At 43.7% G+C, this 19,347-nt stretch carries 22 protein-coding genes; 8 read left to right on the top strand and 14 right to left on the bottom strand.

Annotation, left to right across the window (positions count from 1 at the left end; translation table 11 throughout):
• Positions 1–120 precede the first annotated feature (120 nt).
• Positions 121–795 (top strand): flagellar brake protein, encoded by a 675-nt coding sequence (locus GC098_RS03265; protein WP_171640934.1) that lies wholly within the window; start codon positions 121–123, stop codon positions 793–795.
• Between the two features lie 89 nt (positions 796–884).
• Positions 885–1,697: an NAD kinase gene (locus GC098_RS03260; protein WP_171640932.1), complete on the top strand. Its 813-nt coding sequence runs from the start codon at positions 885–887 to the stop codon at positions 1,695–1,697.
• A 61-nt stretch (positions 1,698–1,758) separates the two neighbouring features.
• On the opposite strand, the gene GC098_RS03255 is transcribed toward GC098_RS03260, so the two are convergent.
• Positions 1,759–2,076, bottom strand: coding sequence for a YutD family protein (locus GC098_RS03255; RefSeq protein WP_047681416.1), 318 nt, complete (start codon positions 2,074–2,076; stop codon positions 1,759–1,761).
• Between the two features lie 40 nt (positions 2,077–2,116).
• Positions 2,117–2,992, bottom strand: coding sequence for a lipoyl synthase (gene lipA, locus GC098_RS03250; protein WP_171640929.1), 876 nt, complete (start codon positions 2,990–2,992; stop codon positions 2,117–2,119).
• A 155-nt stretch (positions 2,993–3,147) separates the two neighbouring features.
• Here lipA and larE point away from each other — a divergent pair, with 155 nt between their 5' ends.
• The 3 genes from larE to larC are packed head-to-tail and all read left to right on the top strand — an operon-like array spanning position 3,148 to position 5,633.
• Positions 3,148–3,996, top strand: a complete 849-nt coding sequence (gene larE, locus GC098_RS03245) for an ATP-dependent sacrificial sulfur transferase LarE (protein ID WP_036632720.1) — start codon at positions 3,148–3,150, stop codon at positions 3,994–3,996.
• The gene (larB, locus tag GC098_RS03240) at positions 3,993–4,769 is read left to right on the top strand and encodes a nickel pincer cofactor biosynthesis protein LarB (protein ID WP_171640927.1); all 777 of its coding nucleotides are present in this window, start codon (positions 3,993–3,995) and stop codon (positions 4,767–4,769) included. The genes larE and larB overlap by 4 nt, the downstream gene beginning before the upstream one ends.
• A 9-nt stretch (positions 4,770–4,778) precedes the next feature.
• The gene (larC, locus tag GC098_RS03235; RefSeq protein ID WP_171640925.1) at positions 4,779–5,633 is read left to right on the top strand and encodes a nickel pincer cofactor biosynthesis protein LarC; all 855 of its coding nucleotides are present in this window, start codon (positions 4,779–4,781) and stop codon (positions 5,631–5,633) included.
• A 50-nt stretch (positions 5,634–5,683) separates the two neighbouring features.
• Here the strand turns inward: larC and larC2 are convergent, their stop codons facing one another.
• The gene (gene larC2, locus GC098_RS03230) at positions 5,684–6,172 is read right to left on the bottom strand and encodes a nickel pincer cofactor biosynthesis protein LarC2 (RefSeq protein WP_171640923.1); all 489 of its coding nucleotides are present in this window, start codon (positions 6,170–6,172) and stop codon (positions 5,684–5,686) included.
• 107 nt (positions 6,173–6,279) lie between these two features.
• On the opposite strand from larC2, the gene GC098_RS03225 reads away from it, so the two are divergent.
• Positions 6,280–7,338: a M23 family metallopeptidase gene (locus GC098_RS03225; protein WP_376773823.1), complete on the top strand. Its 1,059-nt coding sequence runs from the start codon at positions 6,280–6,282 to the stop codon at positions 7,336–7,338.
• Positions 7,339–7,347: 9 nt separating this feature from the next.
• Here GC098_RS03225 and yunB read toward each other — a convergent pair whose 3' ends face one another.
• Positions 7,348–8,145, bottom strand: coding sequence for a sporulation protein YunB (gene yunB, locus GC098_RS03220; RefSeq protein WP_246358396.1), 798 nt, complete (start codon positions 8,143–8,145; stop codon positions 7,348–7,350).
• A 206-nt stretch (positions 8,146–8,351) separates the two neighbouring features.
• Positions 8,352–8,483: a hypothetical protein gene (locus GC098_RS40715; protein WP_281366899.1), complete on the bottom strand. Its 132-nt coding sequence runs from the start codon at positions 8,481–8,483 to the stop codon at positions 8,352–8,354.
• A gap of 555 nt (positions 8,484–9,038) precedes the next feature.
• Between GC098_RS40715 and GC098_RS03215 the strand changes: the two genes are divergently transcribed.
• Together GC098_RS03215 and GC098_RS41450 are read left to right on the top strand one after the other, a co-directional pair.
• Positions 9,039–9,638, top strand: a complete 600-nt coding sequence (locus GC098_RS03215; protein ID WP_171640919.1) for a transposase — start codon at positions 9,039–9,041, stop codon at positions 9,636–9,638.
• Between the two features lie 72 nt (positions 9,639–9,710).
• On the top strand, positions 9,711–9,887 hold the full coding sequence (locus GC098_RS41450; protein ID WP_171640917.1) for a transposase: 177 nt from the start codon (positions 9,711–9,713) through the stop codon (positions 9,885–9,887).
• Between the two features lie 800 nt (positions 9,888–10,687).
• Here GC098_RS41450 and GC098_RS03205 read toward each other — a convergent pair.
• From GC098_RS03205 to GC098_RS03165, 9 genes are all read right to left on the bottom strand, one after another.
• Positions 10,688–11,533, bottom strand: coding sequence for a hypothetical protein (locus tag GC098_RS03205; RefSeq protein WP_246358395.1), 846 nt, complete (start codon positions 11,531–11,533; stop codon positions 10,688–10,690).
• 158 nt (positions 11,534–11,691) lie between these two features.
• Positions 11,692–12,252 (bottom strand): 5' nucleotidase, NT5C type, encoded by a 561-nt coding sequence (locus GC098_RS03200; protein WP_171640915.1) that lies wholly within the window; start codon positions 12,250–12,252, stop codon positions 11,692–11,694.
• Between the two features lie 63 nt (positions 12,253–12,315).
• Positions 12,316–12,960: a pentapeptide repeat-containing protein gene (locus GC098_RS03195; RefSeq protein WP_171640913.1), complete on the bottom strand. Its 645-nt coding sequence runs from the start codon at positions 12,958–12,960 to the stop codon at positions 12,316–12,318.
• Between the two features lie 92 nt (positions 12,961–13,052).
• Positions 13,053–13,628, bottom strand: a complete 576-nt coding sequence (locus tag GC098_RS03190) for a hypothetical protein (protein WP_171640911.1) — start codon at positions 13,626–13,628, stop codon at positions 13,053–13,055.
• Between the two features lie 255 nt (positions 13,629–13,883).
• Entirely contained in the window at positions 13,884–14,906 is a 1,023-nt protein-coding gene (locus GC098_RS03185) for an ATP-grasp domain-containing protein (protein WP_171640909.1), read from the bottom strand.
• Positions 14,903–15,739, bottom strand: a complete 837-nt coding sequence (locus tag GC098_RS03180; RefSeq protein ID WP_171640907.1) for an HAD family hydrolase — start codon at positions 15,737–15,739, stop codon at positions 14,903–14,905. Before GC098_RS03180 ends, GC098_RS03185 begins: the two co-directional genes overlap by 4 nt.
• Positions 15,736–16,869, bottom strand: coding sequence for a cysteine protease StiP family protein (locus GC098_RS03175; RefSeq protein WP_171640905.1), 1,134 nt, complete (start codon positions 16,867–16,869; stop codon positions 15,736–15,738). The genes GC098_RS03180 and GC098_RS03175 overlap by 4 nt, the downstream gene beginning before the upstream one ends.
• Positions 16,842–18,257: a phosphoribosyltransferase family protein gene (locus GC098_RS03170; protein ID WP_246358394.1), complete on the bottom strand. Its 1,416-nt coding sequence runs from the start codon at positions 18,255–18,257 to the stop codon at positions 16,842–16,844. The genes GC098_RS03175 and GC098_RS03170 overlap by 28 nt, the downstream gene beginning before the upstream one ends.
• A complete protein-coding gene (locus GC098_RS03165) occupies positions 18,202–19,305 on the bottom strand; it encodes an HpcH/HpaI aldolase/citrate lyase family protein (RefSeq protein ID WP_246358393.1) in 1,104 nt (367 codons plus the stop codon). Before GC098_RS03165 ends, GC098_RS03170 begins: the two co-directional genes overlap by 56 nt.
• Positions 19,306–19,347 lie beyond the last annotated feature (42 nt).

The following is a 19,347-nucleotide window of genomic DNA, read 5'->3' as shown; positions in this document are numbered from 1 at the left end:
AATTCCTAGATAAAGCCCCGTTTGGGGCTTTTCTTATTTTCTTTTATAAATTATTATGAATAGAGAACTTACGGTATGTGCATGCGTTCGTGAATGCAAATCTAACCACTTGGTGATGCTATGGATTGGAATAAGGCACTGGAATTGGCATATATCGCACCGAATACGGATTGTCATTTGATCATTGTCGGAGAATGTAAAGATGGGTCGCCTTTTTGCTATGAAGAAAATTTCTCCATTGATAAAATAGGTGAAGCTTCATTCACCGTTTGTTTAGAACTATCCGGAATTTTTCCATTCGACAAATTAGAGCATATTTCTTTCATTGAGTTTTCTTTTAAAGACCGTGGAATTTTATATTACGCCTATGTCGATTTAATTCAACTTGAATTAAAGAAGACGATATGTTACCTCTCGCTATCCATTCCCGAAGAAATTCATCATCATCAGAACAGAAGGTATAGCCGAGCTAAGCTCTCCCTTCGAACACCGATCACTCTGCGCATTGTTGGCATTCGCGGCTTATCCGCAAGCAAGGGAGTCGCCTTTTCCGGACAACTGCTTGATATTAGCGCGAGCGGTCTTTCTTTCGTTACGACGAATCGGCTTTTCTTTCCCTTATTTCTGGAATTCAGCTTCATTCTCCCCGGGTATCCCCATCCTATTACCGCCTATGGTGAAATTATTAGGGTGACGAATTTCAGTAATGATTCTTATCGGGTTGCCGCCGAATTCCGACATACTCCTGAATCAATGCTTCAGGACATTGATAAATATTGCTCGATTACAAGCTAATGCTTACGAAGAAAGTTTTGCTAAAGCAAAACTCAGCTTATGCTTACGAAGATAGTTTTGCTAAAGCAAAACTCTTAGGAGGAAACAAATTGAAATACAACGTCATTGAACGAGGCGATGACATCTCCAAGGGGCTGACAGAGCGGTTTCACAAACTCGCCGCACAGCATGGCATGCCGAGAGATGAAGAAAATCCGGACATTGTCCTTTCTATTGGCGGAGATGGGACGATGCTGCAAGCTTTTCATAAATATGTGCAGCAGCTTGATCACATCGCTTTCGTTGGTATCCATACAGGACACTTAGGTTTCTTCGCAGATTGGAAACCTGATGAGCTGGATCATCTAGCTTCATTGATGTTCAGCGTCACCACCCCCGAGGAGCTGCGTGTTGTGCAGTACCCCGTCGTAGAAATTGAAATTACGACAGAAAAGGGCTCCGAGACGCATCTAGCGCTCAACGAATTTACCATACGAGGAATCGAAGTATCGCTAGTCGCTCGACTTCACGTTAACGACGAAATGTTCGAAATGTTCCGCGGTGACGGAATCTGTATCTCCTCGCCTGCTGGCAGCACTGCTTACAACAAAAGCTTAGGCGGAGCAATGGTCCACCCTTCGCTCGAAGCCATTCAAATTGCAGAGATTGCCTCGATTAACAATAGGGTCTACCGCACACTCGGTTCTTCCATGATTTTACCGAAGCATCATCACTGTGACATTTATCCCAAGGCGCAGCAGAATATGCTTTTATCACTTGATCACTTATACTTGCAGCGAAACGACGTTGTTTCTATCCGCTGCCGTGTAGCAGCCAACGTGAAAGTTAAGTTTGCCAGATTCCGCCCATTTCCTTTCTGGAATAGGGTTCGGGAAGCTTTTGTTGGGTTAGAAGTGAAATAAACAAGAAGAAGACGCCCCTCACTCCGTTGGAGAATGAGAGGCGTCTTTTGGTTTCACTACATTAAGAAGTGGTTGTAATCACTTCAGAAGGCACTTGCTGCTTTGTGCCATTCACTTTTTCGATAATGAAATACGCGCAGCCGAAGTTACAGTACTCATTCAAGTAATCTTGAAGAGCGGCGATGGATGATTCCTTTGTCGCTTTAGGATGGATTTCTTTAAAAAATCCTCTCAGCCTTAACTGGCTGTAACCCCAATCGCCGACAATATAATCGTATCGCTCTAATACTTCGCTAAAGCGTTCTTTAAAAACTTCAAAATTCCAGCCATTCTTATGGTCTGTTACGAGCTCGTATGTTTTATTTGCAATATGAATCATGATGGTAGGAAGCTCTCCTTTCTATGATCCGTTCGTTAATTTAAACGTTCGATGCGGCTTGAACCTGCTCATGAGCATGGTACGAGCTGCGTACCAATGGTCCCGACTCAACATGCTTAAAGCCACGTTTCATACCTTCTTCTTTGAGAATAGCAAACTGCTCAGGCGTATAATACTTGGCTACAGCCAAATGCGTTGTAGAAGGCTGCAGATACTGCCCAATCGTCATTATGTCGCAGCCAACTGCGCGTAAATCCTCCATCGTTTGCAGCAGCTCGTCCCACTCCTCGCCTACACCAATCATGACGCTGGATTTGGTTGGGATGTTCGGAGCAATACGCTTCGAACGCTCCAGCAGTTCTAGAGAACGGCGATATTTCGCCTTCGAGCGGACGCGGTCTGACATGCGCTCAACAGTCTCCATATTATGGTTCAAGATATCAGGCTTAGCCTCTAGAACCGTAGCCAGTGACTCTTCCCGACCCAAGAAATCTGGGATCAGCACTTCGACTGTGCACATTGGCAATTTGCGGCGTATCGCTTTGATGGTCTCAGCGAATATCATTGCGCCGCCATCAGCTAAATCATCGCGCGCTACGGAAGTGACGACACAGTGACGCAGTCCCATTTGTAAAGCGGCATCAGCTACACGTTCTGGCTCTTCAAGATCCAGCTCGGTAGGAAGCCCTGTTTTGACTGCACAGAATCGGCATGCTCGGGTACAAATATCGCCCAAAATCATAAAAGTGGCTGTACGATTGGCCCAGCACTCATGAATGTTTGGGCATTTGGCTTCTTCACAAACCGTATGCAGCGTCTTGGAACGCATCATTGACTTTATTTCTTTAAAATTCTCATCTGTCTTGAGATTGATTTTTAACCAGTCTGGTTTTCTCTCTAATGGCTTTGGAGGCACTATAATTCCCGCCTTTTATTTGGTTTCTCGTTCTTGTTATTATAACATGAATGACTGACAAAACAATCCACTTTGCCAGTCAGTTATGATACACTTATCAAGATGGCCAAAACAGCTTAACCTATCACGTAAAGGCTGTATGGGAGGGAAGAAACATGAGCATACAAGAAGTAACACGAGAGAAAGACCGCAAGCTTGGAGAAATTTTAAGAGGTATGGGCCGAGTATTAATCGCCTTCTCCGGAGGGGTTGACAGTACATTCGTCCTCAAACGTGCGCAGCAGGAGCTCGGTGATCAAGTCTTAGCCGTCACTGCAGCATCCGAAACATTCCCTTCTCGGGAATTCGATGCGGCCGTTGAACTAGCAGAACAAATCGGTGTCCCACTGTACAAAACAGAGGTCAAGGAACTAGAGAATGCGAATTTCGTCGCTAACAATCCAGATCGCTGTTACCATTGCAAAACGGGACTTTATTCACATTTGCAGCAACTAGCCAAAGAGTTAGGGTACCCCTACATTCTTGATGGCTCGAACATGGATGATCTTGGTGATTATAGACCGGGTCTACAAGCCAAGAACGAGCAAGGCGTTCGTAGTACTTTGCAGGAGTCCGGTATGACCAAAGACGAGATCAGACAGCTTTCCAAAGAGCTAGGACTCCGTACTTGGAATAAACCGTCTTTTGCTTGCTTGTCTTCTCGTATCCCTTACGGGACGCAAATTGAGAAGTGGAAAATCGACCAACTGGATGAAGGCGAATACTTCTTGTCCCAGCTTGGATTGTATCAGGTGCGCGTACGTCACCATGAGAAGATTGCCCGGATCGAGGTTATGCCGGATGAGATTCATAAAGTCGTTGAACACCGCGATGCGATCTATGAAAAATTCAGCAAGCTCGGTTTCACTTACGTGACGCTCGATTTACAAGGTTACCGCACGGGCAGCATGAACGAAGTACTGTCCAAGGAGACGAAAGACAAGGTGAAAGAAGCATCCTTATGATGGACTTAGAGAAAATCCTAAAGCTCGTCCAGGCGGGCGATCTGGACGTAGAAGAAGCCAAAAAGCAAATCATCAAGGAAGGCAGTGCCGCAGGCCCAGCTAACCTTGATCTTGGATTTGCTCAGCTCGACATCGATCGCGAGAAGCGTACGGGCTTCCCCGAGGTCATTTTCGGGGAAGGCAAGACCGCCGAGCAAATCGAGGAGATTTTCCGGCGACTGATGGAACACACCGACCGCGTGCTCGCTACGCGCGTAGACGCGGCCAAAGCCGCCCATGTTACCGCTGCCGTGGAAGGTGTCACCTACCACGAAACGGCGAGGTCGCTGACCTGGTTTAAGCGACCCATGCTTAAAGTCCACGACGGCTATATCGCCGTCGTGTGCGCAGGCACCTCCGACCTCCCCGTGGCCGAGGAGGCGGCTCTTACGGCAGAATGCCTAGGCAGCCACGTTGAACGCATATTCGACGTGGGTGTAGCAGGCATTCACCGGCTCTTCCGCCGGCTGGAGCTCATTCGCGGTGCAAACGCGATTGTGGTCGTTGCCGGCATGGAAGGCGCGCTCGCCAGCGTCGTCGGCGGGCTAGTAGCCAAACCGATCGTGGCTGTGCCGACAAGCATCGGTTATGGCGCGAATCTTGCAGGTATCGCCCCATTGTTGTCGATGCTAAATAGCTGCTCACCAGGAATCTCAGTAGTGAACATCGACAACGGCTTTGGAGCCGGCTACTATGCAGGGCTCATCAACAAAAATATGTCGAAACGAGCGTGAGATCCTACAATGCGCATTTTATATTTAGACTGCTTCTCAGGAATCAGCGGCGATATGACCCTTGGTGCTTTAGTAGATGCGGGAGCAGATCGAACTTACATTGAAGAAGAGCTTACCAAAATCAAGCTAGAGCCGTACATGTTGGAATGGAAGCGCGTAGTCAAGCGCGGAATTTCCGCCTTAAAGCTAGATGTCATTCTAGACCCACAGTATCCGCCGAAACACCATCGTCATTACTCAGAAATCGTACAAGTCATTCAACAGGCAGGATTCAATGAGCGTGTTACAGCTCTCAGCTTAGCTATCTTTGAAAAGATCGGTATTGCTGAAGCCAAAATCCATGGCATTCCCGTTGAAAAAGTACACTTCCACGAAGTCGGAGCCATTGACTCCATTGTTGATATCGTAGGTGTGGCCTTAGCCATTGACTCCCTACAAGTCGAGCGCATCTTTGCCTCTCCAGTACCACTAGGTTCAGGAACGATACATATCGATCATGGTATTTATCCCGTACCCGCTCCGGCAACACTGGAAATGATGCGAGGGTTACCCATTGCTTCAACTAACTATAACCTAGAGATGACCACGCCAACTGGTGCCGGAATTATTTCCGGAATCGTGGACGAGTTCTCCAAAAGCTTTCCTCCTATGATCGTTGATACCATCGGTTACGGTGCAGGTACAAGAGATTTACCTAATCAACCTAATGTGCTTCGCGTCGTAGTCGGCAAAGTAGATCCTTATATTGGAAAATGGCAAGTAAGCCACGAGCACCTTGCACATGAGCATAGTCATGGACATACACATGATGACCATCATCACCACCAACATGAACATTCACACACACATCCGCACCATACATGAGTCTTCACGGGAACCATTTATAAAATGCCAAAAACGCCTCTTCCTTCGAATCAGGAGGAGACGTTTTTTGTTTTTTGCTGCACAAACTGCATCCTAACTTCTTCGTATACCTGCTTCAAAGGAACTTGATGCTCCTTAGCAATTTGTTCGCATTCTTTGAACTCTGGTGCATATTGTACCATTTCCCCCTGATGATAACCGACTTTTACCGTTAAAGGTCCCCATCGTGTTAACACTTGCTCGAATTCTCTAGCCAATCTATGACAGGAAGCGTGCATATACCGGATGCCAAGTGTCGTTGTCTCGCTAAAAATAACTTCCTCTACAACAGAGAGTCGTTCATCTTCAACCAGCACATTCAGCATAATCCCTGGTCTGCCTTTCTTCATAATGATAGGAACTACAAATACATCGTTCGCACCTACTTCAAAAAGCTTATCCATTATATAAGAAACCCACTCCGGGTTCATATCATCCAAATTAGCCTGAATTAACAGCATACTATCGTCCACATGCTCATCCCTATGATTAAAACTCACTATCCTCACCTCTTACAGGCATCATAGCAAAAATCGGATAACAACGAAAGATGCAGGGATAAACATTCGTAGAAGAGTACATCCTAAGAACTAACATTTCAGGAAGGATGATAGAGATGAAAAGCAGACCGTTTTGGTCGCGGGTTCTTGTTCTTAGCCTCCTCCTATCAGCAATCGAATCCGGGACTCATTCAGGCAGTGCTGAATCCCATGCCACTGCATCTGACCAATTATTTGCCGCAGCTCCGTCAAAAGTTAACCCGAACTTAAACACAGAGCGGAAAGAGCTATTCGAAAAAACAAGCATCTTGTCAGGCATTCCATGGGCATACCTTGCCGCAGTTGATCAGTACGAAAGAACCATGAATATCGCGAAAAAAAGACCCATGCATCAAGGGATTACCAGCATTTACTTCCCTGAAGCAGATTGGGTCGGCTTATTGAATCCAGACCAGCAAGATACGAATCCAAGAAGCATCTCCTTCTTTCATGGGTACGGGCGAGATGGTTCAGGTGACGGCATCGCTGATCGAAACAATGATTTAGACGTACTAGCAGCTATGGCCACACTAATGAGCAATAATGGCCACAAAGAAGAAAATTTACAAATTAACTTGTGGAATTATTATCAAAACTCGCGCAGTGTTGAACGTATCAAGCAATTCGCTACAATCTATGCCACACTAGGTACCCTCGATGCTTACGAGCATGCTTTTCCACTGCCAGTGACCGCGGACTACTCCTACCGCAGCACATGGGGGGACAGCCGCGGATGGGGCGGGCATCGTTCCCATGAAGGAACAGATTTATTTGCTGGTTATGGTGTTCCAGTACGAAGCACTTGCTATGGCATTGTGGAAATTAAAGGCTGGAATCCCTACGGAGGCTGGCGGATTGGTATTCGAGATGTGAACAATATTTATCATTACTACGCCCATCTCTCTGGTTATCAAAAAGGAATCAAAGAAAATGATATTGTAAAGCCTGGACAAACCATCGGCTGGGTGGGTAGTTCTGGTTATGGTAAGCCGGGAACATCAGGTAAATTCCCACCGCATCTTCATTTTGGGCTTTATCGTGATAATGGGCTAACCGAATGGAGCTTCGATCCTTACCCCTCCCTTCGCAAATGGGAACGTGAAGATCGGATGAAAAAGAAAAAATAAACCGCTCCATTATTGGGGCGGTTCTTTTTGTGTATTGCTTTCTTGCGTTGAAACTCCTTCTGCCTTTGGTGTTGTTGTAGTTCCCGAATTCGGAATGCTAGGCAGCGATAAACTCGGTGGACTCGCATCCTTATTACTGCCCACAGGTTTACCCTTGTTATCATAATAGTACGTAGGGACATCCCCAACCACGAGAGAATATGAAATAGGAATTTCTGTTTCCACAATTTCAGTATCAGAATCAAAGGGAATAATCACCGATACTTCAGCAATAATGCGAACATACACTTCAAACATAACCATATTGATTCCCGCATTTTGAGAACGTGTATTCAGATCAACCTTCACAGTCCCAACTGGCAGCAGCCGAATCGGAATATCAGGGCCAAATGAGGAAAGAATCGCACTATTCATCGCTTGCCCAACCGGAATATGTTCTGATATACTTTGCAAATCCTTCAGTTCACCTTGCACAGTTTTAATCGTATCTGCAGTTATACGCATATGTTCATTATAATTAAGCATGAAGCCTGTTATTTTACCGTTTTTATCCATCTTCCAATCAATTAACTGCTCCGCACTTGTACTTCCAGCCACATGATCCGCAATAGCACTATTAATCGCCTGTGTTGCTATCTGCTTGATGCGTACTTTTGCCAAATTCATCAGCGGAGGTCTAAGATTGCGTTCCACGAAAATAAAAAACTGCACGCCAAATAAGACAAAGATGAGAAGACCGATCAACAGCACCTTTTTGCGGTTTGTTTTCCCTGTAGGTCTGCTTCTCCAGCGTCGCCTTAGCAGCATCCCATTCCCTCCCCTAGCCACTCAAATCAATTAGTACTACCTTATGCGGACATGGAGTGAAAAAGAAGACACGTTCCATACAGCAAGTCCACTCAACGGTCATACGTTCATCTCCTATGTTAATCTATCTCTTCCCCAATCATTTGTGTCCCGTCCCATGCGCGTCCATATCGTTATCGTGACTGAACCCAATGGGTCTAACCTACTTACGCCTGCTCAGTTATCCCCATCATTAGTATCCGCTCACATCTGGGCACATCGTCCCCTGCGTCTTCGCTTCTGTGACCGATCATCTCAGATTTTTCCACGTGCATCTCATCCATTCCGTATCTTCTCAAGCCTGCGCTCCATCATCTTAGGATCTTTCCACGTACGTCCTATTCATATCATCTCACGCCTGCGACCCATCTTCTTAGCATCTTTCCGCGTGCGTCCCATTCATCCCATATCTTCTCACGCTGCAACCCATCATCATTGCAACTTCCTATGTACATCTCATCCATTCCTTATCTACTCACACTTCTACTATCATCATTGCTACTACCCACGTGCGTCTCATCCATTCCATATTTACTCATCTCTACACCCCATCGTCTCCGCATCACACTCCCTTTCCCACCACAACCTTCACCAGACACAATTTGTCACTTCCTATCCTATCCTGACTGCGTACCTGTATCTCATCTCATTGTTATCTTCCCTCCCACGACACCTCACTTGTCTCCAACCCAACTTTTCACCACCTCTATGGACACTATCCCCATTACTCAGAAACTAGAAAATCATTCATTTCTAAATCAAATATTTCCATTTTCTCTTGAAATAAGATCATACGTTTGGTATATTATTAGTAGAACACACATTCCTATTTCGATATAACTGGAGAGATGCATATGAATTTTGCAAGTATGTCACTTGATCAATTTCAAAATCATTTTTCCACTGATAGTACTTGCATCGAGTATATCTTTCATACTAAGTGGCCTGAAGGTTTTAGCTGCCCGCGTTGTAAACACAGTCATGCTTATGTGATAACTACCCGTCGTCTTCCGCTTTACGAATGCTGTCACTGTCGCCATCAAACGTCTCTTATATCGGGGACAATTATGGAGGGAAGCCGAACTGAACTAACTAAATGGATGCTGGCTCTTTTTCTTTTCTCCCGTTCAAATAAAGGTACGACTGCAATCGAACTTTCTAAATTTATTAAGGTTACTTATAAAACTGCCTGGCTAATCTTATATAAAATCCGTTCTATGATTCATAGCTCCGATAATCAAACTCCGCTTTCGGGCTCAGTTTGTATTAATTCGGCTATCTATGGACGTCCTTATAATCCTTCTGTTCGCAAACACCCGCAAGAGCACCTTCTTCTCATAGGCTCATCAGTTAATGAATGGAATGAATCTACCTACCTCAAAATAAAGCACGTACTTCTTACGAATCCAAAAGAAAGACATATTCCTCGTTTTGAAACAACAGCCTTCCAATAACAGCACATAGAATCCGATACCCAAAATATTGAGATTGTTACAGGTTTTTATACCCCAACACGACTTCGCCCATTGCTTATATTCGCTAAACAAGCTAGTAAATGGATAAATAACACCTTCCATGGCCTCGGACCCAAACATTTGCAAAAGTACTTAGACGAATTTAGTTATCGACAAAACCTTTCTTCAAAAAACATACCTATTTTTGCCCATTTAGTTCAACTATGCTTCAAACCCGCTTGCTACTAATTAGACAAAGAGTAGTATTCTATTTGGCTATTCAATTTTTTGTAATTATAGAAATAAAACTTAGTTTCAATTGAACGACAACTTGATAATGCGTTCCTACATACTTACTTACTTACTTACTTACTTACTTACTTACTTACTTACATGCATACGTACATGCATACGTACATACATACTTACATACTTACTTTACTTACTTACTCACATACTTACTTACAAACATGCATGCATACGTACGTACGTACATACATACTTACATACTTATTTTACATACTTACTCACATACTTACTTACATACTTACTTACAAACATGCATGCATACATTCATTCCTACATTCATGTCTGCTTTCATTCTGAGTTAAAGGGATAGTGAGCATAGTGAACTGGAAGCGAAAGACCACCTTTGTTGAAAGGTGATCAAGTTTGGATTTATGGTATGGGGGTTGGGGGTTGGGGGTTGGGGGTTGGGGTTGGGGGTTGGGGGTTGGGGGTTGGGGGTTGGGGGTTGGGGGTTGGATGCTTGGTTTCCTGGTTTCCTGGTTTTGGGTTCTGAGTTCTCGGTTCTCGGTTCTCGGTTCTCGGTTCATTGTTCTGGGCTCTTGGCTCTTGGCTCTTGGCTCTTGGTTCTCGGTCTTGGTTCATGGTTCTTGTTTTTGGTTCTTGGCTTTTGGTTTTTGGGTTCTCGGTTCTTCGTTCACGGTTCTTGATTCTTTATTCATAGTCCCTAGTCCTTGATCTTAGTTCATGGTTCGTTTTATGGTCGGTATCGTACAGACAATCTTTTTAATACCGATCCATGATTAGCTGTGTTTCAGTGAATCTTGTGCGAGGAACCATCCTTTACTTTGCAGATAGGTAATTAGTTCATCATGCTTACTGGATGCTGTCGATTCACTATTTGTTTTAAATGAAGCTTCAACAACGTATTCAGTTCCCGTACCAGCTGCATTTAGAATAGGCCACACTTCGATATAAAGCTGTTGGCCGCTCCATGTTCCGATTGAACGTTTAGCTAGAACCGGACCATAGACACGGGAAGAGGAAAGCTTGCTAGTCCCCCAACCACTGTAGAGCCAATTATTAAATTTATCAGGTGCATTGTTAATCAGAAGACTGCGGGAATCGGTCTGGTTTGGGAGATCCATACCGCTATAGCCTGATTTAGTACCTGTCTTTGGACGTGTGATACTTAGTGTCTTTTTCTGATATCCCCACTCGACTTGCGCCTCGTAGCCTGTATCGCTGGAATCAAAGCCTTGTTGGTTTGCCAGTGTTAAGGCACCATTAATATCGTTGCCAATAACTGCATAGCGCTTTTTGTAGGTAAGCTCGAAGTCGTTATCCCCCTCTGTCTTACGAATTCTTGGACTCCACCCATTGTTATAAATGTCCTTGGCGTTCGTATCCAGGAACTGGACGTTCATTTTGGTCACGCTATCAGGCATGCCAAATGCACTCTTTACGCTGCTTGTAAGTTTAAAATCTGATCCAAGAACTGCGCTTGGATTAAGGAGAAGCTTCACTTCATAATTCGGTACCATGTTGCTCGCAGCTGCGGCAGGTTTTGGTGCTCCACCTAGGCCAGCAAGTAAACTTGTTCCTACTACGGCCACTAGGACGACCATCAGAGCATTTTTCTTTAACATTAGTTCATCTCCTCTACCCTTATGGAAAGTTTATCCTTACAAGACTGACATTAAGGGAAGAATGTCATTGGATGATTATCTACACTTGTGTTTATTGTAAATCTAGTTAAATGAGTAAAAAAGCTGAACCCCATAACATTTAGGAGTTCAGCTTTGTTTCATTTTATAATTTCTCGGAGTTCATCCCAAGATACAATTCGAGGCAGGTCCAAGTGCTGATTATACGATCTATCTTTCACATATAAGTTCAATGGGAGGTGAGACAAGGTTTCCAGAACGGCCGGTTTATCATCAAAATAATAATCCAAGTTCAGTTTTTCAATAATATGTACTTTCTCGGAATCACTCATCCCACAATAAAAATGTCCCTCAACCACCGGGAAACCATTGGCTATTAACCATTTTTCCGTTCGGTCTGTATGCTCTTTGGCCCTTGCCGTAATATAGTAGACCTCATGACCTTGATGTACTAATTCCTGCAAGATATCTACGGCATAGGGGAAAGAAGGACACTGAGAATAATAAATGTCATCACGGAGGCTTGACCACAGCTTACCTCCTTCTTCTTTCGTCAAACCGAAGGCACTGTGAATTTCCATCGTCGTTAAGGCGTGGAACGCGTCCAAGCCAATATTTTGCTTTAGCTTATGGTTATAAATATGAAAGGCATGTTCTCTTAAATTAATAAGTGTATCATCGATATCAAAGCCGAATTTCAAGGTTAACTCCTCATTTCACGGATATACTAGGCTGCCGGAGCAATCTCCTTTATTATTTTCCCCTTATTCCTTTAATATAAGTCCGAATAGACTTGCAAAAACAGAAGCTTGTCCTCTCGAAATGATGCAGCCGCGCAAATCCTCTATACTCACACCTAAACTTGTAAATTCACAGCTACTGATATCAATTCCTGCAAGCTTCACACCCGTGAATTGTGCTCGGTCCAGCTGACAGTTATCAAAATACACTTTTTGCAGCGCGGATTCGTAGAAATCAGCATTTAAAAGCGAACACTCCTGAAAAACAATCTGCTTGAAGTTAGCCATACGAAAGGTTGCATAGTCGGCCAAGCATGTATGAAATAAGACGTTTCGTACGGTTGCTTCTGTCAGGTCAATGCCCATGATTTTGCAGTTTCTAAATTCAGTCCGATGGATCGTAGCTTCACCAAAATCAACGTTGGATAGATCGCATTTCTCGAAAATAACATCTGTTAGCTCTATGTCTTTCATCGATATCCGTGTGAAGGTGACATTACGAAATATCACTTTATCAAAAGCGACTTTATATGCGGTCTGATTGTCAATGATACAATCACTTATAAGACCCGTATGAAAGCTATCTTCCGGCTGCATTTCCTCGTTCGGCAGTGTAATGGCAGGTATTTCTTTGGGGATTTTCGGTGTTTCAATTTTGGGAATGCTCATCTGGTACTCCTTTGTAATCAAGTGATAGGCAAAAAAATAAGCCTTACGGCTTTTTGAACATGTACTCTTTGGTATTTAAATCTCCCTTTATACTACCATCTCTTCTTCCCACCAGACAAATCTTGATCGCTTAACCCATTCAATTTCTCATACGATCCTTTCCACATCACATAAATGGATTGAATCTGAATAAATTCCTCGTCCGCCGGTCCTGCCCCTTGCATGAACATGGCCTCTAACATTTGTTTGTAAAAAGTCATTCGTTTATGAATAATTTGTTTCTCCATGTCTAAAATTTCATCCAAGGTATGATAATCCATAAATGACTTCATATCGTCGGGAAGCTCTTCATCCAGTTGTTCTTCTCTAGGTGAAGGAGTAGGTCTAGGTGTAGACATGCTCGTTCTATTACTTAAATCTACTGTCGTCCGCAACTCTGACAATAGGATATTCTCTTTCGCGCACATGACATGAAAATATTTATTTTTGAGCAGCTCATTAATCACAAGCTGACACATATCTTTATTCCGTATTAACATACCATCAAAGGGATGAAGTGTCCAAACATGATCTTTCTCATATATATTGAAAGTGAACCATTCGTTAGCATACAAAATTCTGGTATTAATAGTCGACTCGTCAACAATCTCAAATGTAAAATCCAGCAACGTACAGCCCCCTCCCCAGCATTACAAATCTATTCTTATATTCTACCAAATCATAACAAAAAAAAGAAACCTTTTCAGGTTTCATAGATGACTATTTTTCAATGAATTTAGACACATATTCTGCTTTCTCAGCGCTTGCTACGACAATGAGCACCATGATTATTCCAGAAAGTATAATCCCGCTTATTATCATCCTGTGCACCTTCTTTGACAGATTTGTTCATCTATATTCAAAGATATGATGCACGGTTCCTTTTATTCGCCTAAATCCATAATAACGTATTTCTCAATATGACTGGCCAGAATGCCATAATTAGGCTTTTGGTTGTCCACATGCCCACCCAAAATTGATTTCACTGCCAAATAAGGGAAATTAATACCTGATAGACAAGTCACATGCAACCCGCCAGACATTCTCGGATTAATCTCAAGTAATTTAGGCACACCCTGATTGTACTTCACTTGAATGTTGTAATTAAATGGGATCTTGTAGGTGGCAGCAACCTGATGTGCAATTTTGATCAGCTCAGGCACTTCCTCAAGTAGCCTTAACCGTCCGTCCGCTTTACGACGCGGCACAGCGGCAAGTAATTCCCCAGAAGCCGATGCTAAGCAATCGATGCTGTACTCAAAGCCGTTTAATAATTCCATCACCATCAGGTCCTCGAAACGATCTACGGATGATAAGGTCTTGTATACCTGTTCCGTAGAGAGATATGGTGTAACTGTGCCGAACAGGTCACTTAATGTATCCCGCCCATTGCTGATGATTCTGAAGCCCATACCGCCCTCGGCATTCGTTGGCTTCATACAAACCTGGTGACCTGCACTCACGAGCGCTTCATAGGCTGTCATAAATTCATCTGCCGTATTGACCACATGATAGTCAGGGATTGAAATAATGTTCGTTTCCCTTATGGCTTCATAAAACTTTTGTTTCTCCAGCAAGTTCTCTAATAGCTCAAGGTCACGACAAACTGTTACTTTTGTTCCTACCTTTTCGAACAAATCAATATGCTTCGCTATTGCGTACATATGTAATCTGGGAATGAATACATCAATGCCATGCTTTTCGCAGAAATCTAGGGCAAACTCCACATAATCATTATCACATAAAACAGGTTCGGTATCCGCGTAATCAGCCGCCTGTAGAGCCATGTGGGTACGGTCTGGATGAGTAGCGTACATTTTGAATTGGACGCCATCTTCATTATTGCGAATGCTATTCATATAATGATAGGCTACTGAAAACCAACGGTTAAACCATACTTTTTTCATGAGGACTCCTTTATGACAAATAGATTCGTTTGCTCTATGTTTACGGATTCAACATACTTAAGTATTTCGTCCGTAGCGAAAATCCCGGATTCCTCGGTAAATGAATAGTTCCCCGTCGATTGAAGCTGCTCTTGTCGAAATAATTCTCCGTGCCTAGGGACTATAGAGAAATCAGCAAAATCAATCAAGATCTGATCCAATAGGGAATCACCAGATGCTATAACTTGGCGCTTCTCTGTTAATTGTTTTAGATGCTGAACGGCATCTCTTTTATTAACAACTTGGGGAACGACATAGACCTTTCTTCCTTGAACGGAAGTGCTCCAGCCCATACGCTGAAGTTCTTCACTCATCTGAGTAACTTCCTCTAGCGGCATCTTTGCCCGGTCAATGATATGGGAAAAAAATAGCTCGTCGCAATAGCTAGAACTGATGACCCATTCCGGATTAAGGACACGATCTAGCAGTTTCCTGACATCCTTCACATGCTCACTTGATTCACTAACGCGAGCAACTACTGAGGCTTGCCATTCTAGGTCCGGATGTCCATCTATCAGAATATTCCCGCCGTTGCTCGTTACGGCATACTTGGGCTTCAACATTTGACTAATTAAATGTATACGATTGTACTGCTGCATGGTTCGTGTCGTAACCGGGATGAAAATGAGCTCCGTCATCAACTTTTGAAGCAGCTGGTAGGAACTTGAGGACATATACGATCTCACTTTACCGTCAATAAGCTCTGCTGTAATAATCCGATCGCCTAATTCTTCAGCACGCTCTAAAGGCTGTGAATAAATTAACGTTTGATCTAAATCGCTTGCAAATATCATTCGGCATCTCCTTTCACGGATTTTATAATACCACAACAGGAATAAGTGAGACCTGGGTACACTTCTATAGGTACTTCCCTAGCTTCAGCTAAAAGGAGGATATGACGTATATTCGGATTATCTAATCGGTCTACTAATATCCGCCACGGCACTCTACGGAGCAGTACACGGGTCGTTTCTCCAACACCGGGTTTAATCAAGTTGATATCCGCAATCTGATACTCGCTTTGAATCGCTTGGATATCCTGCAACCCCTTCCATGAAATCGTCGGAGGATGCAAGAGTAGTTCCCTGGCGCTTTGATTTGCTTCTTCCACTACCTCACCAAAAAAGGGCACAATCTCCGCAATAAAATGATTGGAGAGATCCTGGTCCAACCACTCTTTATAATATTTGGAACCATGAAAGTCATGCGGCCCAATGAGATCCTCACGCAGCACCGTTCGACTCATTAAACCGGATACCACCGCATTCAAGCATGCACTCGGAATCAAGAAATCCTCTCGCGTTCCAAACATATCCGTGCAATGACCAGGATCAGCGAGCACAGCAAGATCATCGTCTAGCTTGATCCCGTATTCTCGTTCCAGCTTGCCGCAAGCTTCTATAAGCACTTTACGGATTGCTCCCTTGCCGGTCCACCCGTCGACGAATTGTAGATTCGCGTCTGGATGCTTTTGCAGGATATAAAACAAAGCGTTCTCGTCAATCCCTTTACCCCGAATAATCGAGATGCTGTAGTGAGGCAAGTCCAACTGATGCATCTCTTGCAGGTAACGTCTTATTAGAATACCGACAGGCGTGCCCGCTCTCGCAAGAGAAACCAGCACCGTATTCGGTCCTTTTTTATTTCGAATAAGCTCTGCCGTAGTACCGACGGCTAATGCAACTTTCTTGGCTGACATCTGCAGCGTCTCTCGGTACAATTTTAAATAATCGGACGTTGGTAGATGCTCTTGCGGCAGCATTTCTGAATAATGAGTACCCGATTGAATGGCTAGTTCTCTCGCATCCATCGACTTTTCCAGCTTAACCTCGCTCAAATCCTTTAGCAGGAATGTCACATCGGAAGCTGGATAGCTGCCCAAGTGCATGGGCTCCTCTATTGGTTTAACTCGCCAATCTTCCATGTTTCACTCTCCTTCCATTCAACCGTTTGAGGAGAGAAAATGACAATATGAATCTGTTTCAGCCCTCGCGTTTGAAGAATTTGAAGCAATGGCTGCATCGAAGCTGGATCTGCTTCTCGTTCCATAAATAAATAGAGATCGTCATACTCTCCTACCGGAACATTGTATAGGAAATGAGTTACGTCGGGATCCTCCGGAGATGCGTACGGATAGCCTACCTTTACTGCGTAATCCTCTGTATCAATGGTATGAATTGGACTCCTCGTCGTCGATTGGTAAGACACACCTTCTCCCATTTCAGCAGCAATTCGCATGGGGATATACATAAACTCACCTGTGCCTACGCACAACGTCTTCTTACCTATACGAGTAAATTTCAACTGCTTGGCAGCTTGAGATATGGAATGATCGGATTGTTCGCTTTCCTCCGGTGTAAGACCAAATCTTCCACTATGCTGTAAATAAGGATGTTGGCTCACGTAAGGAGCATGAGCGAATAGATGATCTATATACGTGAAGTGAATGGGTCCCATTTGATTTGGAATAGGAAGGACAGGCACTTGGGGGGTTAAACTTTCAGATGAACCCGTTACTTTTACCTCACCTTTGACTAAGGAAAGCACGTGGATGGAGATACCTAGCTCCAGTTCTAGCTTCAGAAACTGCTGCTGATCCTCTGGGGTTCTCCAATCAAGCAGAGCAAGGATGTAGTAGGTTTTCTTCGGAAATTTCCCCTGCATATCTCGAATAATGTTTAAAGAGGTCTTACCTGTCGTAATTTCATCATCAACAAGGACTACAATCTCAGGATGTGTAAGCATCTGAGGATCATTCGCGTAACAATAATGTGCTACCGCATGGGAATGCTCCTCACTGAAATTAATGATGGATGCCGATCCTTCGATCACTTCACGCGTGGTATGAATATAGCTGCCACCCTGACCAAAGGTTTCATAAACGGCATGTCCAATGGCTGTGGCAGTTTCAGCAAATCCTATAAAAGCAACGGATTGCGGCAAGCTTAAACGATAGGACATAATTTCTTTATAGGCCGCCTCGGCCTGAGAAGGATCAATAATGCCCAGAATGGCTTGAGGGATTAACTGCTGCGGCATAGTACCTTTTAAGGCTTGTTGCAAGAGTAGTGCCAGTGAAGCTCCGCTTAATAAGGAGGAATACGGATTCACAGGAATATGTTTCCCCAGCACTTTGCTAACAAACAGAAATGATCGTTTCTTATTGATTCTTGCCGCCATGGCGAACAGAGAGTCGAGGGGAATCTCAAAGGGATTAGAGGTCAATGTCACTTGAAGCTCTAAATCACCTGCGATCTTATACGTATGCTCGATTATGCTTGAGCAGTAATCCGTCATATTGTTGTTGTTCATGCAGCACCCCATATATTTGTGATCGTAAGAGAATACGTCTGGCCCAGCTCAAATGAGGTTTGATTTCATTCATTTTATTGGCATATGCGCTCTTAATAACGCCATGATCGCCATTATTGTTCGTAATGATGCTTGTAGCATCCGTATACTCTTCATGAGTCACCGCGTATAGCGATTGAACGGGTTTAATATGAGTAGGATGAATAATCGTCTTGCCAATCATGCCGTTCTCTTTATCCATAATCACTTCGCGAACCAATCCCTTTTGAGGAAAATATTCCCATACAGGCCCAGAAATAACGTAAGAGGCGTCAACACGCCCAAATATATTAATAATGTCAGCTACACAATCTCGAATTGGCGTTATGTCATAAATGGTCATGTCTGGGCTGCGTCTCAAACCAAATAAGCTGGAGAAATCCGTAGCGCCTATTCTTACATTGAGGACCAAATTCTTATACTGCTCTAGGATCTCTTTAATCGTTTGAAGCGTATAGGTACGGCTTTCCTTATAAATCACTGGTCCAGACTCTAGAATTGGCAGACCATAAAGCATGGGGGCAGAAGACGGTCTCTCATCATTATAATTTTCTAGTATTTCAAAATAAGCCGCTCCATTGTCTCCAGTAAATTTCGGGAATACAAATCCCGTTAAAAGGGCTACGTTCTCTTCTAATCTTTCGATCAAGTAATTTAACTGATTCACACTTCTTACTCGTACGAATAAAAGCGGAAGATTGTCCGTATGAAGAATTCCGACCTCCATGAAGGTGGCTAGCTTATTCATTTGATTCACCAAGGATTCTTCTGCGGCATGAACCTCATTTTCCCCAACGGCATCTTCCAAATCAATAATAACTGAAACAAGACCTTCAATTTTACCAAAAGCGATATCTTCCGCAAACGTGGGACGTGTAGCAGGCATATAAAGTGCAGCACCAATGGAATAAGCAAGGATTTCTTTGCGCGAATGATTATGGAAGGAAGTCGGAGGTAAATAAAATAGAGCTTTCTCTTCATCCGCTGTTAAATAATTAAAATATCTCAATCCCGATTCCTCCCTCTTTCGTTTAAGAAACAATCCCCCCAT

This window comes from Paenibacillus phytorum, assembly GCF_013141715.1.
GTDB classification, from domain to species: Bacteria; Bacillota; Bacilli; order Paenibacillales; family NBRC-103111; genus Paenibacillus_E; species Paenibacillus_E phytorum.
Note: the sequence above shows the minus strand (reverse complement) of the source record. Positions and strands in the feature narration are given on the sequence as shown.